We start from the raw sequence: 14,320 nt of genomic DNA on the forward strand, positions 1-14,320 counted from the left end.
ATTAGTTATCGAGTAGAAAGCGTTCTGCGTCCAGCGCGGCCTTAGCTCCGGAGCCGGCAGCCGTAATTGCCTGACGATAAGTGTGGTCTACGAGATCACCGCAGGCGAAAACACCAGAAACGTTAGTTGCAGAGCTCTGGCCCGCAACCAAAACGTAACCAGAATCGTCACAAGAGATCTGATCTTTGACGAGAGCAGAGCGGGGGTCGTGACCAATAGCTTCAAAAAGTCCCTCCACAGCCAACTTGCGCTCCTCACCGGTGACCGTATCGCGCAGAGTTACCTCAGCGAGTTTACCGTCTCCACCCATGCCGACGACCTGGCTATTCCAGGCGAACTTAATCTTGGGATCGTTCTTGGCACGCTCAGCCATGATCGCGGAGGCACGAAGCTCGTTTCGACGGTGAATGAGCGTCACCGAATTAGCGAATCGGGTCAAGAAAGTGGCCTCCTCGACCGCGGAATCGCCTCCACCGACCACGGCGATGTCCTTGCCCTGGTAGAAGAAACCGTCACAGGTTGCACACCAGCTGACGCCTCGGCCAGAGTAGGTTTCCTCATCTGGAATCCCAAGCTTGCGATAGGCGGAACCCATGGCGAGAATCACCGTGCGGGCGCGATGCTGTGTGCCGCGAGAATCGGTCACCAGCTTGATGTCGCTGCTCAAATCAACGCTCTCGACGTCCTCGGCTACCAGTTCAGCGCCAAAACGCTCTGCCTGGGCCCTCATCTCGGCCATCAGGTCTGGGCCCTGAATGCCCTTCGAAAAACCGGGGAAGTTCTCGACCTCGGTGGTGGTCATCAGGGCGCCACCTGCATCGAGCTGACCTTCGAACACCAAGGGCTTGAGCTGGGCCCGCGCAGCGTAAATAGCCGCCGTGTAACCGGCCGGGCCGCTGCCGATAATGATGACATCGCGGATCTCCTGAGAAACGTCAACCGCCTGTGTGGAGGCGTCCGGAAGCGTGATGCCGGTGTTCAGCTGAACTGACTGCATATCTCTCCTTAAGAACTTTCTCTATGCAACGCAAGAATCGCCCGTTTTATGTCCTGGCACGACAAAGAGTTTCTACTCGACGAGATTCACCTCGGAAATACCTGTGCGGAATTGCCCCTCGGCGATGGCCGGCAGCGTGGTGAAGTAGACCAGCACCCACCTGGTGGTGACCGGTTGGTCTGGGCGCAAAACTATATCGGAACCCGCCTGCGACGCCTGCGTGACGGTCTGCCAACTGTTGACGGTGTCCATCGGAGGCTGATCGGCACCAGGATCGGCAGCTGGGATCATCAGCTGAACATCGACGGGGGAGCTATCCAGCAATAGGTGCACCCCGCCGAGCGGCTGGGGCTTTCCGAGGTCGAGAACCATTCCGGCGCCGGTCTTCAGATTGCCGAATTTCTCGCTGCCGTAGTAGGTCCAGGTGGTCCAGGCAGTGTTCGGGTCGCCGTCGTGGGCGAGCTGGTCCGTCTCGGAGCGTTCGTCTTCGCCGCCGCCGTCTGCGACAGGGTCAAAGCTGAAAACGTTTACGATCTCGGTGGCTGCTGCGGGCTCGCCTGCACCTGAGCAACCACGGACGACCATCACCAGCACCAAGCAGAGCACCACCAAGATCGCCACGAGCGCGATAATCCTACGCTGGGCGAATTTGGCAGGAGCCACCGGACTCTGCCTGGCAGAGATGGGGATGGACTTCTCCGGTTCCGCTACGTCAGAGACCTCATCGACGTAAGCGGGCTGCAAAGCAGTCGGGGGGTCATCGTATTGGGGTTCGTAGGCAGACACATCGACGGCAGGGGCAATCTGCGTCGGTGCCTCGTCGGGCACCACTTCGCGAGACTCTTGGGTTGGCGCTTCTGACCCCTGAAAAGCGCCATCTTGCCTAGTCACAGAGGTTTTATTGGAAACGATCTCAGTGGCTTTGTCGTCCTGGCTAGCCATCGGCATTTCGGGCGACAAATTGGCAAAACGCATGGCACGCATCTTCGACTGCAGTTCGGCCTTCGGCTCGGTGCTGGCCAAGATTCTGGTGAGCGTGGTGGCAAGCTCATCAGCTGTGCCGAAGCGCATTTTGGCCTCGCCGAGCAGCATCATCGCCACCTTGTCCAGGCCAGAATTTGTGGATGTGCGCAGTTCCTTCGGGGTGACCCAGTGCTGCTTTTCACCGGCCCCACGCCTGGGTGCCGCGGGCAGCCCGTCGCGCGAAGCCTCGTCGGCAACAGGTGCGCAACCAGTCAGGCAGGTATAGAGCAGCACACCCAAATCGCGAAGATCCTGTTGCTCGCGCCTAGACCAGTTTTGCTCGTGCTCGTCGCCAAAAATGACGCCGTCGGTCAGAAAACCGCACACCCTGATGTCACCCTCGAGCGTCACCAGGATGTTTCGCAAGCCGAGCCTGCCGTGGAACTTTCCTGCAGCGTGCGGGGCGGCCAGAGCCGCCGCGACCTCGCGAACGACGTATGCCGCCTCAGCGTTGCTCAGTCTGGTTGAAGAAAGAACGTCGCTCAGCTTCTTGCCCTCGGGATGCTCCCACACGACGAAAGAGAGCAGCTCTTGCCCCTCGGCCTCCATCGCGTCGAGAACCCTCAAGAAGCGGCAATCGTCGGTGGCGGCCGTCTGCCTGGCAGCCATCAAGAAGCGGGGGACGCGCGGGTCCCTAGGGCCCAGAATCTGCATCTGGACCGAACGCGAAAGGGCGTTGTCGGTGGCCTGCCACGTGGCTGCACGGTAGCCGTCGACCTCAGGGCCGGAAACGAAGAGCTCATGGTTCAGCCGATAACGGCCACCAACCATCTGGCCCGATTGCGGACACCAGAAGAGCTCATCAGATTGCACGTGGGTTCCTTTCTTGCACCACCAGTTTGCCAGCACCTCACTCAAGGGCCGGGAAGTCCCCGCCGTAAAGGGCGAGTTTAGACGATTTCTTCGAGCATCCCCTTGAGTGCCGACTCGATTTCGCAGATGGCGATCTCGAAGTCTTCCGAGCCGCCGTACCAGGGGTCGCTGATGTCGGCGCCAGGCACGGCTTCAGGGTCGAAGTCAGTCATAAGACGAATGTTGGCGTCGGGGGCGATTCGCTTCATGCGGGAAACGTGCGCGTTGGTGAACCCGATGGCCAGGTCGGCTTCGTCGAGCATTCGACGGCTGACCTGCTTGGCCTGATGTGGGCCGACGGGGTAGCCGTGCTGCTTCATGACACGAACCGCACGGGAGTCCATCGGGTTGCCGTGCTCTTCGTCACTGACGCCGGCGGAGTCGAACTCTAGGTCTAGGCCGCGCTGCCCGCTCAGGTAATTGGCGATCTGTTCGGCCATCGCCGAGCGGCAGATGTTTCCGGTGCAAACAAAGAGTATTTTCTGCATGTCTTTTAGGCTACCCGTTGCGGTTAAGCCAGCGTTGGACGAGCCTGATTCGCGCCTCGACCTGTCCAGTGTTTGCCTGGGCGAGTTTCGGGCCGCCGCATTCGCGTCGCAGTTGGGCGTGAATGTGTGAGTGCGGCACGCCCCGCACCCTGGCGAAACGGCTAACTAGGGTATTTAGTTCCTTGCGGCGATTGGCCAATGCACGGTGCAACGGCTCGTCTGGGGGAACTTCTTTCCGCCGCACCTGCTTGTTGATTTCGCGCTTGTGCCTAGCGAGCTGCCTGCGCTGGCGATCGGCGAGCATGGTGCCCATCAGATCCGAATCGGCAAGGCCGGGCAGCGTCAGGTATTCCTCTTCGTCACGGCTAGACGGATCGGCGTACATGCCGTAGGTGTGGGAGTCGTAGAGGACATGATCGAAGGTGGCGTCCGAGTCCAGCATCTTGAACTCGTTGTTGAGCTCGTCGCTGGCGGCCTCACGGGCATTGGCCTGCCCCAACAAGGCCTCGGATTCGTCCCAGATGCCTTCGTCGGGTTTGCGGCCGCCGAGGACGTGGTCGCGCTGCAGTTCCAGGCTTGCCGCGTGATCGAGGATGGTCGCAACCGTGGGCAGGAATACCGTTGCAGTCTCGCCGCGCTTGCGGGCACGCACGAAACGACCGACGGCCTGGGCGAAGAAAAGCGGGGTAGAGGTGCTGGTGGCGTAGACACCGACAGCCAGGCGAGGCACGTCGACGCCCTCGGAGACCATCCGCACGGCCACCATCCAGCGTGTCTCGGAGCCCGAAAACTCCTCGATCTTTGCGCTCGACTTGGCATCGTCTGAGAGCACCACAGTGGTTTCTTCGCCGCTAATCTGATCGAGCAGCCGGGCATACGCCCTAGCCGTGGACTGATTCGACGCAATCACCAAACCGCCGGCGTCCGGCAGGTGACGACGCACCTGCGTAAGGCGCTTGTCCGCGGCCTGCAGGACCGAAGATATCCACTGGCCCTTCGGATCTAGCGCGGTCCGCCAAGCCTGGGAGGTCAACGCCTTCGTCATCGGCTCGCCCAGGTTTGCCGCGATCTCGTCGCCAGTGTTGGTGATCCAGCGCATCGGGCCGCCATAGGCCATGAAAATCACGGGCCTAACTACGTGATCCCGCAGCGCATCCGCGTATCCGTAGACGTAGTCTGCGCGGCTGATCTGAGAACCATCGTCGCGCATCTCGTACTCGACGAACGGAATCGGGTTGTCGTCGCTGCGGAACGGGGTGCCGGTCAGCGCGAGGCGACGGGTGGCGTACTGGAAAGAATCGTGCACAGCCTCGCCCCAGCTGCGGGAATCACCAGCGTGGTGAATCTCGTCGAAGATCACCAAAGTCTTGTTGTTTGCGCACAGCGCCTCGTAGTGCCACGGCCGAACCGAGACGGCTGCGTAAGTGGTGGCCACCCCGACGTACTCGCGGCTGCGTCCAGCCCGACCACCGCGCCCGGTTGGATCGATCTGCAAACCGACGCGGCTGGCGGCATCAGCCCACTGCGTCTTTAGGTGCTCTGTCGGCACCACGACAATCACCCGATGAACGATGCGCTGCGATATCAGCTGGGAGGCGATCCTAAGCGCGAACGTCGTCTTGCCCGCGCCCGGGGTAGCCACAGCGAGGAAGTCCTGGGGCTGCTCGTCCATGTACTTTTCCAGCGCCTCTGCCTGCCACGCGCGCAGGGACGCAGACGTGCCCCACGGAGCTCGCCGGGGGAAGGCAGGAGAAATTCGCTCGAAGGCGGAAGAAGTCATAGCGAGAAGCGACGATACCCCTAAAACGGCGTCGATTCCAGCAGGCTAAAAAGGCGGTTTTACTAGATTCCGCGACGGGCTCGGCGCGGCTCTTCCTCCTCGGCCTTGGCGGCCTCGGGAGAGTCGTAGAGCCAGGTCAAATCGTCCATGCTGGCGGCCGCACGACGGGCACGCGGGCTCGGCGGCGGAACAATCATGGTCATCTCGGCAGCGGAGAAATCGTCCACATCCGATTCAGTTTCGGGGCCCGGAGTTTCATAAAGAGCGACGGTGCTATCGAGCGGCTCGTCGGAGTCTTCGACGTCGCTTTCCTCGACCTCCGCAGCCGATTCGGCTTCCTCGACGGCGGTGGGCTCGGATGGGGTAGCCCCCAGATCATCGTCCGAGGACTCGAGCGAACCATCGTCGGAGGACTCGAGCACATCATCACCCGCCTCAAGAGCAGAATCATCGGACTCGGATTCTCCCAGCTCTTCCTTCTTCTCCTCAGACTCGCGGGCCTCATGCTCCTGGCCGGTGTCACGAATGAAGGCAATCAGCGCGCAGACCAGACCGATAAAACCAGCGATTGCAAGCACGATACGGGTCGGTTCGACCCTGCCACCCAGCACATCGAAAAGACCGAAGCCGGTGATCATCGCGAAACAACCAATAACAATCAGGGCGATCGAGAAGTTGGTGGTGATGGTGGACTTCGTGCGTCCAGACCCGCCAATCAGCACGCGGATGTGCCAGGCCAGCAAAGAACCGCCCAAAACTATCGTCAAAACCGTGATAACGAGAGAGGCCTGGCTGTAGAAGACCATAGCGAGGCTGGCGATCAGAACAATCAGAGAACAAGCCAGCAGCAGCGCCAGCAAGGTCGCAGTGACCCCAAGTTTCTTAGTTTTTGCCATCATTTCCTCCCACAGCTAACCATGTTAGCGGGAAACGGCACATTGTTAGTCCTCGACGTGCGTGGAACCTTTGCGTCTTACCTGATGAACCCGCCATGCGGTGACAGTCAACAGCACCGCGCCGGAGGCGATGATCAACACCCAGGCGACGTTCCCGACCTTCGTGGCCGTCACCAGAAACGAGACCGGCTCACCGATGGGCTGGCCGTCCTCCAGAACCAGCTGGGCCCTCACCTCCACCGGCCCGTTGGCCTTCGAGTGGGGGTTCACGCGCAGGGTCAACTGCTCACCGGCATCCAACTCGACCAAAGAAGTGTCATTAATCCACACGCGCTGGTCGTTATCCGAGTCGAACCTGACCCGAAGCAGCGCAGGAGAGCCCGTCGAATTGACGATAGTCACCGGCAAAGCGTTGTCCTTTTCAGACGTGGTGACCGTGTCCGTGGCAAGCAATTGGACGGCGTTGGGGTTGTCCAGCGCACGCGCAGGCTCTAACACTTTGGCAAGCCAGGCATCGCGCTGCGAGCCAGTGAACGCGCTGGAGGCATAAGCGTTAGCGACGGAATCGAGAATCTTCTGGTAATTCTTCGAGTTACCCGTGAAAGTCACCCAGCGGCTGAGGACCTCGGTATCGGGCATCTTGGAGGGCTGAGACGTCGAGGACAGGTTGATCTCCGATTCCGGCTGGCAGCTGAGCAGGCCGTCGATCGAGACCGTTTCGAGCCAACCCGATCGGGAGTCAACGATGGCCTGAGGGCTGGCTACGAGCGTGACGAGCGGATTTTCCTTGCCGAAAATCAGCTGCCGGGCACGCATACCAGCCGCAGAGAAACTATTCGACGGCACGGAATCCGCCGCCACCAAACGGACGCCATCCAAAACTGCAGGACCAGTAACCAAATTCCTAGCGAGCACCGCAACGGGCTTGGCAGCAGCCAACACCTCGACATCCTGGCCGCTAACTTCACCAGCGGAGACAATCAGCGGCAGCCTCTCGACGACCCCTTCGGCGTCTACGCGGTTGGCGGCATCTAGCCACTTATCCGTACCAGAGGCGCGAACAGTTGCGACATCAGGAGAATTGTAGAGGCCCCGATAGGCACCTGACTTAGAAATCCTAGCCTTTAAGCGGGTTAGGAACTCCGTCGCCTGCGGGGTGCCGAGCGCTGTCAGCTGATCGATAAGCGCAGGGTCCACCAGAACATCGGAACTGTCTGCTGCTCTCAGCAGCGGCTCCAGGCGCTGACTCAGGTCTGCGCTCAACGCGTCAGCGTCCAGCAGGTCAGCGGTCGCCGGCTCGGAGCCGGGAGTGTGGGTCAGCGGATTCAGCGCGGGTTTCGAGTTCAACACGACTAGCTGGGCGGTGGTTGCGGAACTGCCGGGGTTGACGATGGCGGTTCGCGCTGCGCCAACCAGCAGGCCATCTGAGCGGGCCTCTACGCCGATTCGGTATGCGGCATCCTGCTGGCTCAACCAAAGAGGCTCGCTGTCGTTTCCTGGGTCTAGGCTCGCAGAAACCTTGAAATTCTTTGTCTCGCCTGGCTCTACAGAGCCCAGGTTCATGCTGGCACCAGAGGCGTTGCTTACCGCTCCACCACCGGGCTGATCGAGGGCAGTCTTCAATTGCGCAGGCGTGGTGAGCGGGGTGGCGTCTCGCCAAAGCCCCACCGAAACGTTGTTCAACGCGCTCGAGCCAGGATTCTTCACCGTGCCAATGATGGATATTTCGCCCGTGGTAGTCACGTACTGCGGACTCATCTGCGTCACAACGACGTCGAGGCGGGGAGCCTGCTCGTCGGCGAAAGAGGGTGCGCCAGCACACAAGATCGTCATCAAGACGACCAGGAAAAGGCTGATCCTGCGTCCCATTCGGCTCCTATGCGAGAGGCTCCGGGTCTCCCAACTTGCGTTTGTCGTACCAGGCTAGCAACAAGGAAAGCACGATGATCAAAGTGATGACGCTATAGGCCATTGTTGCCGCGATCCGCCAGCCCTGCGCAACGAACATGAAACAGATCGCGGTGAGCATCGCGTTGCCGATCGCGGTTGTGGTGCGCTCGATCGTTTGCTTGACACCGCCAGCTGTGCCACCCATGTCAGGGGTCAACTCGAGCATCGACAGGGTCTGGTTAGCGGAGTTGAACGCGCCGACGCCGATGCCGGTGAACACCAGCGGAATCGACAGCCACCAGTAGCTGATAGCGGGCACGAACTGGATCAAAGTGATCAGCATCAGCAGGCCGACGATGTAGATACCGAGCGAATGCATCGTCATCGTGCGTCCGCGGCGCAGCACGTTACGCCCGGCGATCATCGCGGCAACCGCAGAACCAATAGCGTTCGGCAGGCCGATAGAACCGGAGACAAGCGCGCTGGCACCCAGGCCGTTCTGCAGGTAAAGCGCGATGATGACGAACACCGAGGTGCCGCCCAAGAACTGCATGCCGGAAACCATCGTCGCGTTCGTGAACGAACGGACTTTGAAAAGGTGCAGATCCACCATCGGCTGATTGCCGCGTTTCTTGTACGCCTTCTCCCAGCGGTACCAGATGTAAAGCAGCAGGCCACCCAGCGGCAGAAGCGCGAACGAAAGCGCAGTCTTAATCATGAAAGGCAACATGACACACATCACGCTCAGCGCCATCAGGATCATGCCGACCGGGTCGAGGTCCAAGCGAGCAGCGCGGGCCATGCCGAGCTTGCGGTGATTCCACAGACGTCGTTCAGACTCAAAAGGGAGCCACATTATGGCCAGAATCATCGTCACGACACCAACCGGGAAGCTCCACAGGAAGGACGCCCGCCACCCCAAGTCGGGGCCGAACCACTGGATCAGGAAGCCGGTGAGCAGCGGGGCGATCGCAACAGCCACGGAAACCACCAGGCCGAACAGCGCGTTAGCTGTTGCTCGCGCCTGGCCGCGGAAGTACTGCACGATCATGCCGTTGGTCTGCGGCGAATAAAACCCCGCGCCGATGCCCTGCACCAGGCGTGCAATGTTCAGCAGGCCCGGATCGTGAATCAAACCGCAGATCAGAGCAGAAGTCGAAAAAAGAAAGATACCGATTATGAAGGTGATGCCGCGCCCGAGCAGATCGCCGATTCGTCCGGCTGCGACGAGCACGATGCCGAACGTCAAAGCGTAGCCGGAAAGCAGCCACTGAAGATCGGTATCCGAGGAGCCAATCGACTTTTGAATCGACGGCAGCGCGACGTTAACAGAGCTAATCGACATCATGGCCAACGCCAGGCCAAAGAGCAAAATGATCAGGATCTTCTTCCTAGAGAAAACCCTATCCACGCCCTCTACGCGAATAATGTCGTCATCCATGAATTCTCCTAACCAAAAGCCACAGGCGTCCCTAGAAACGACATCTATGTGGCTTGTGCGTCGGCCAAGACGCGAAAGATGCTGAGTAAACAGCCGGAAAACTCTATCGGAAAGAGCTGCCAATAGCTAGTAAATGGAAAATAGCCGTGCTGGCTAGCCCTGTTGCTGGGCCCACCACTTCTTAAGTTCTTCCTCCGCGCGCTCGTCGCCCATCGGCCCTTGATCCAAGCGCAGGCTCAACAGGTGGTTGTATGCCTTGCCGACCATCGGGCCGGGCGCGATATCTAGCAGCTTCATGATCTGGTTGCCGTCGAGCTCGGGGCGAATCGCCTCCAGCTCCTCCTGGGCGGCCAGCTCGTCGATGCGGAACTCAAGCTCGTCGTAAGCCCTGCGCAGCCGATCTGCCTTGCGACGGTTTCGAGTTGTGCAGTCCGAGCGGGTCAGAATGTGCAGGCGTTCGAGCTGATCGCCGGCGTCACGGACGTAGCGACGGACCGCGGAATCGCTCCATCCGCAGGTTGCGCCGCCAGACGAGCCCTCGACGTAGCCGTGGAAACGCTGGTGAAGCGCGATCAGTTTGCTGACATCCGAGACGGTCTCTTTGGAGTAGCGCAGGGCGCGCAGCCTCTTTCTGGCGATTCGGGCGCCGACCACGTCGTGGTGGTGGAACGTGACCTTGCCGTTCTCGAATGCCCTGGTGACGGGTTTGCCGATGTCGTGCAGCAGCGCGGCCAGGCGCAGCGTCAGGTCTGGCTCGTGGTTGGGGTTGGGTTTGCCGTCCACCAGGTCGCGAGATTTCTCGAGCTCGATCGCCTGATCCAAAACGGTCAGCGAATGCTCGTAGACATCCTTGTGACGCATGTGCTCATCACGCTCTAGCTTCATTGCAGGCAGTTCCGGCAGCACTCGGTCCGCGATCTTGCTGCTCACCAGCAGATCCAGGCCGGCGCGGGGACGATCGGTGAGCAGCAGCTTGCTCAGCTCCTCACGGACGCGCTCGGCACTGATGATATCGATGCGCTCGGCCATCTCACCCATCGCCTTGAGGGTTTCTTCCTCGACCAAAAAACCGAGCTGGGAGGAGAAACGGGCGGCGCGCATCATGCGCAGCGGGTCGTCGCCGAAACTGACCTGCGGGCTGGTGGGCGTGCGAAGCAGCTGATCAGCCAGGTCTTCCATGCCGGCCAGCGGATCGACGAATCGCCACTCGTCGGTTTTGCCGCCGGTGACGTTCAGCGCCATAGCGTTCACGGTGAAGTCTCGGCGGATCAGGTCCTCTTCGATGTTCTCGCCGAAAGCCACCTCGGGTTTGCGAGAATCCGACCGGTAAGAATCAGCCCTGAACGTCGTCACCTCAACCTGCCAAACGTGGCCCTCGGCGGCAATGTTCGCCGAGATGGTGCCGAACTCGCGGCCGGTGTCCCAAGTCTGCCTGGTCAAAGAACGAAGCAGCTTCTCGGTGTCGTCCGGGCGCGCGGAGGTGGTGAAGTCTAGGTCGTGTCCGAGCGTGCCAAGCAGCGCGTCGCGGACTGAACCGCCAACCAGGTAAATCTCGTGTCCGGCGTCGCCGAAAGCCGCACCGATCTTATTTACGACATCGGACGCGGGCAACAGAGCAGCGAGAGCTTTCTTCATGGCCATAAGCGCTGATTCTAGCTTCAACCACCGACAGATAAAGTTTCGAGGCGTCCGCTAGTTGCGAGAAGTCGACACTGTGGCCCCGAGCGCCGCCCCGATGACGGCTGCGATGGCCAGCCATTACAGCGTCGAAAGTGCTTCACCGATGACCAGCCAAGCCATCAAAGATGCGATCGCCGGGTGCGCTGGCCTGCAGAATGGCGAAGAGCCGGAGACGGGATTTTCGACAGAACGATCAACTCGAGGTTAAACGGCAGCGCCGTCGGCACCGGTCTTGAGCATCAAAGTCTTCGCCCAAGACACGCCAAAGTTCATAGCAGCTATCGACGAGATCGCGACTAAGGCAGACCCCCAAATCTGCTTATTGCTCAACGTCTAGTTCGACTTTTCGTCCACAGTGCGAACCGGAGTTGCGGGGGTGTCTACGCCATTTTCCTGGAACACCTTCAGAGAGGCAGCTCGGATCGCGCGCTCGACGCCCCACTGCTGGTTGCCACGGCACTTGACCAATATGCCGTAGTTGGCAATGTAAGAATCGAAATTGCTCAGGCCAAGCACTGCGGGTTCATCCAGCAGCACCTTCTCTATCTCCTGATCGCCCTCGAGCTCCTTGACTGCCTGCTTGAGCAGATTGATGATCTTGAAAGGATCCTCGTCAATATTGACCGGGATGCTGATGACGGAGTTCGACCAGCCCTGCGAGATATTGCCCAAGGTGGTGATTTCGCCGTTGCGGATGTACCACATCTCGCCATTCATGTCCTGAACCTGGGTGACGCGCAGTTGCATTGCAATAACTGTGCCGGTGACGTCGCCGATGGTGATGATGTCGCCGACACCGAGCTGATCTTCGAGGATCAGGAAGGTGCCGCTGATGACGTCCTTAATCAGGCTTTGCGCGCCAAAGCCGATCGCCAAACCACCCAGACCGGCGGAGGCCAGCACCGGCGTGATGTCAATGTTCACTGCGCGCAGCAGCCAAAAGGAACCGATGATGACGACGCTAACCGTGATCACCGAGTTGAGGATGGACGCCAGCGTCTTCATGCGCGCGTGACGTCGTTCGTCTTCCTTGGGATCCACGCTCATGAACATTTCCGTCGGGTCCTTGGAGCCCTTCATGGTCTTGGTTGCCTTGGCACCCAGACGCTTGAACGTCTTAGCTGGGTTGGCTTCGGCTGTATGGACCAGCTCCTTCACAGCCTTTCGCAGCGTCCAGCGAGCGACGATGATTATCGCCAGGATGATCAAAATCTCGATCAGGGTTTGGGGCCAAACGAACTTAATCTGTGCGGGAATCATCAATATCCTTAACTACTTGAAAATAGCGGTTAGGATCGGCTCGAAATTCTTGCCATCCTTAGCGTCATAATCGATTATCGCTACTGAAATGTCGCCAGAGAAACCTGTCACCCAGATGTGGGTCTTGGTTTCGGACCCCTCTTCGAACTCCGCGGTGCCGGTCTTGGCGCCGCTTAACCACTTAGCGTAACTGGAGCCAGTGCCCTTGAGCACGCCCTCCATCATCTCTTTGAGCTGGGCTGCTTCGTCCTCGGTGATCGGGCTGGCATCCAGGGTGGGGACGACGTCCGTGCGCAGGTGGGCGACCAGCGATTTGCCAGAGTTCACGGACCCGGACATCGCGGCCAACGCCATCGGTGAGACAAGCACGTGACCCTGGCCAAAGGAATTGGCTGCGGCCACCACCGGGTCCTCGGTGGCGGGCACGGAACCGTAGAACGAGTCGAAGCCAGCGTCGTAATCCACGCCCATGCCCAGGCTGGCTGCCGCCGAGCTGAGCTCCTTGCTGGTGATCTTCGCGTTGACGAATGCGGTGTTGCAGCTCTGGGCGAGTGCATTGGCCAGCGAGATCTTTCCGATAAACACCTTGGGGTAACCCGGATAATTGGTGAATTCGCGGCCTCCGGCTTCGGCCTTTTCGGAGCAGTCCACCTTCGACGTCGGTTTCTCGCCGCGACGCAGCAAGGCCAGAGAACTGGCGACCTTCATCGTCGAACCCGGCGGGAACTGCCCGACGGTGGCTAGCGGTTGGCTCCCAACATCCGGTGACGTGCCGGCGGCGAGGATTCCGCCATCCTTGTCCAAGACGGCGACGGCGATCTTGCCCGGCGACTTCGCCAGCGCGGCCTCGAGCTTAGTCTGGATCGACATGTTCAGGGTCGTCTGAACGGCCTCGCCGCCCTTAGGGGAAAGCGAGAACAGATCGGCCTCGACTATGGGCTCTGCCGAGGGAGTGGCCGGCTTGGCCAGCTCCTCCTGGGTCTGTTTGCTGACGCTCTTTCGGAACTTCAGCGAAATCTTGTGGCCGGTGTCTCCGCGCAACCTGGCGTCTGCGCTCTTCTGCAACCCCTGTTTGCCCACTTGATCGCCGGCGCTGAGCAGGCCGTCGGAATTCTTGATCTCCTCTGCGGTTGCCTCTCCAACCGTGCCGAAGATGTTGCCGGCGAAGTTCTCCGACGGGGCAAGGGGCATGTTGGCGCCCAGCGCGATCGCGCCCGGGATCTCCTCGATGCCCTCGGGCAGCTTTTCGGAGCGCACGGTGAGCGCCTCGACGAAAGCCTGTGGCCCACTGGCCTGGAAACGAGAAACGTAGGCGTCGACGTCCACCTTCACCAACTCGGCGAGTCTGCGCGCGGATTCGTCGCCATCGGCACCATTCAGCTTGGTTTTGTCGACACCGACCTTATATACCGGCTGCTCGGAAACGATCGCGGCTCCGTTACGGTCCGTGATGATGCCACGCTTGGGGCTGGTCCGTTCATAAACCAGGCGGGTGTATTCGTCCAATTGCGGGTGGACGATGCTGGGGGCCCACGACACCTTCCAGCCGCCCTCGTAGACCAGATTCGCCTTGCTGGTGAAGGCCCAACGGCTAATTGAAGGGGTGGGCTCGGGGCTGGCGGACTCGTCCTGCGGCTCGACGTTGCGGCTGAACGTGTAGTTCTGATTCAGCGAGACCTGAGCCGCCGGGTTTTCCATCGTGCCTTCGTATTTGATCTCGCCGACTTTGACCTCGGGACGCAGCCCCTGCATTCCCGCGATGACCTCGTCGAAATCGGCCTCGGCTGCCTGGGTGTCTCCGGCCACCTGCAGACCATTGAATTGGCCGCTGGCTAGCACATTTGCCAAAGCCTCGCCTATCTCCTCGGCACCATCGGGCGGGGTGTATCCGGGCTTGCTGCAGCCCGCAATAAAAAGGCAAGCCAGAGCGGCCGCTGCTAGCCTGGAAAATATCTTTTGTGCCATCGATTACCAATCGTCGAAGTTACGATTCAAGGCTATCGGTGAGCACCG

Annotated in this window: 11 protein-coding genes; all 11 read right to left on the reverse strand. The window is 60.2% G+C overall.

Translation table 11 applies throughout. The features are described from left to right. Position 1: 1 nt before the first annotated feature. The 11 genes from trxB to HMPREF1255_RS06120 all read right to left on the reverse strand — a co-directional run bounded on the left by trxB (position 2) and on the right by HMPREF1255_RS06120 (position 14,272). The gene (gene trxB, locus HMPREF1255_RS06075) at positions 2 to 997 is read right to left on the reverse strand and encodes a thioredoxin-disulfide reductase (RefSeq protein WP_016455014.1); all 996 of its coding nucleotides are present in this window, start codon (positions 995 to 997) and stop codon (positions 2 to 4) included. Between the two features lie 72 nt (positions 998 to 1,069). Next, positions 1,070 to 2,833: a hypothetical protein gene (locus HMPREF1255_RS06080; RefSeq protein ID WP_024111159.1), complete on the reverse strand. Its 1,764-nt coding sequence runs from the start codon at positions 2,831 to 2,833 to the stop codon at positions 1,070 to 1,072. A 77-nt stretch (positions 2,834 to 2,910) separates the two neighbouring features. Continuing rightward, positions 2,911 to 3,360, reverse strand: a complete 450-nt coding sequence (locus HMPREF1255_RS06085) for a low molecular weight protein-tyrosine-phosphatase (protein WP_024111086.1) — start codon at positions 3,358 to 3,360, stop codon at positions 2,911 to 2,913. 10 nt (positions 3,361 to 3,370) lie between these two features. Then, a complete protein-coding gene (locus HMPREF1255_RS06090; RefSeq protein WP_024110994.1) occupies positions 3,371 to 5,140 on the reverse strand; it encodes a DEAD/DEAH box helicase in 1,770 nt (589 codons plus the stop codon). Positions 5,141 to 5,202: 62 nt separating this feature from the next. Beyond that, the gene (locus HMPREF1255_RS06095; protein ID WP_024111068.1) at positions 5,203 to 6,036 is read right to left on the reverse strand and encodes a hypothetical protein; all 834 of its coding nucleotides are present in this window, start codon (positions 6,034 to 6,036) and stop codon (positions 5,203 to 5,205) included. A 45-nt stretch (positions 6,037 to 6,081) separates the two neighbouring features. Continuing rightward, positions 6,082 to 7,905, reverse strand: coding sequence for a hypothetical protein (locus tag HMPREF1255_RS06100; protein WP_016455009.1), 1,824 nt, complete (start codon positions 7,903 to 7,905; stop codon positions 6,082 to 6,084). 7 nt (positions 7,906 to 7,912) lie between these two features. Then, positions 7,913 to 9,367, reverse strand: a complete 1,455-nt coding sequence (locus tag HMPREF1255_RS06105) for an MFS transporter (RefSeq protein ID WP_024111264.1) — start codon at positions 9,365 to 9,367, stop codon at positions 7,913 to 7,915. Positions 9,368 to 9,520: 153 nt separating this feature from the next. Beyond that, entirely contained in the window at positions 9,521 to 11,008 is a 1,488-nt protein-coding gene (locus HMPREF1255_RS06110; RefSeq protein ID WP_016455007.1) for a CCA tRNA nucleotidyltransferase, read from the reverse strand. Between the two features lie 243 nt (positions 11,009 to 11,251). Further along, on the reverse strand, positions 11,252 to 11,377 hold the full coding sequence (locus HMPREF1255_RS10125; protein WP_255325105.1) for a hypothetical protein: 126 nt from the start codon (positions 11,375 to 11,377) through the stop codon (positions 11,252 to 11,254). Positions 11,378 to 11,380: 3 nt separating this feature from the next. After that, positions 11,381 to 12,307, reverse strand: a complete 927-nt coding sequence (locus HMPREF1255_RS06115) for a mechanosensitive ion channel family protein (RefSeq protein WP_024111125.1) — start codon at positions 12,305 to 12,307, stop codon at positions 11,381 to 11,383. 12 nt (positions 12,308 to 12,319) lie between these two features. Then, positions 12,320 to 14,272: a penicillin-binding transpeptidase domain-containing protein gene (locus HMPREF1255_RS06120; protein WP_024111209.1), complete on the reverse strand. Its 1,953-nt coding sequence runs from the start codon at positions 14,270 to 14,272 to the stop codon at positions 12,320 to 12,322. Positions 14,273 to 14,320: the final 48 nt, after the last annotated feature.

The organism is Propionimicrobium sp. BV2F7, assembly GCF_000510445.1.
Lineage (GTDB): Bacteria > Actinomycetota > Actinomycetes > Propionibacteriales > Propionibacteriaceae > Propionimicrobium > Propionimicrobium lymphophilum.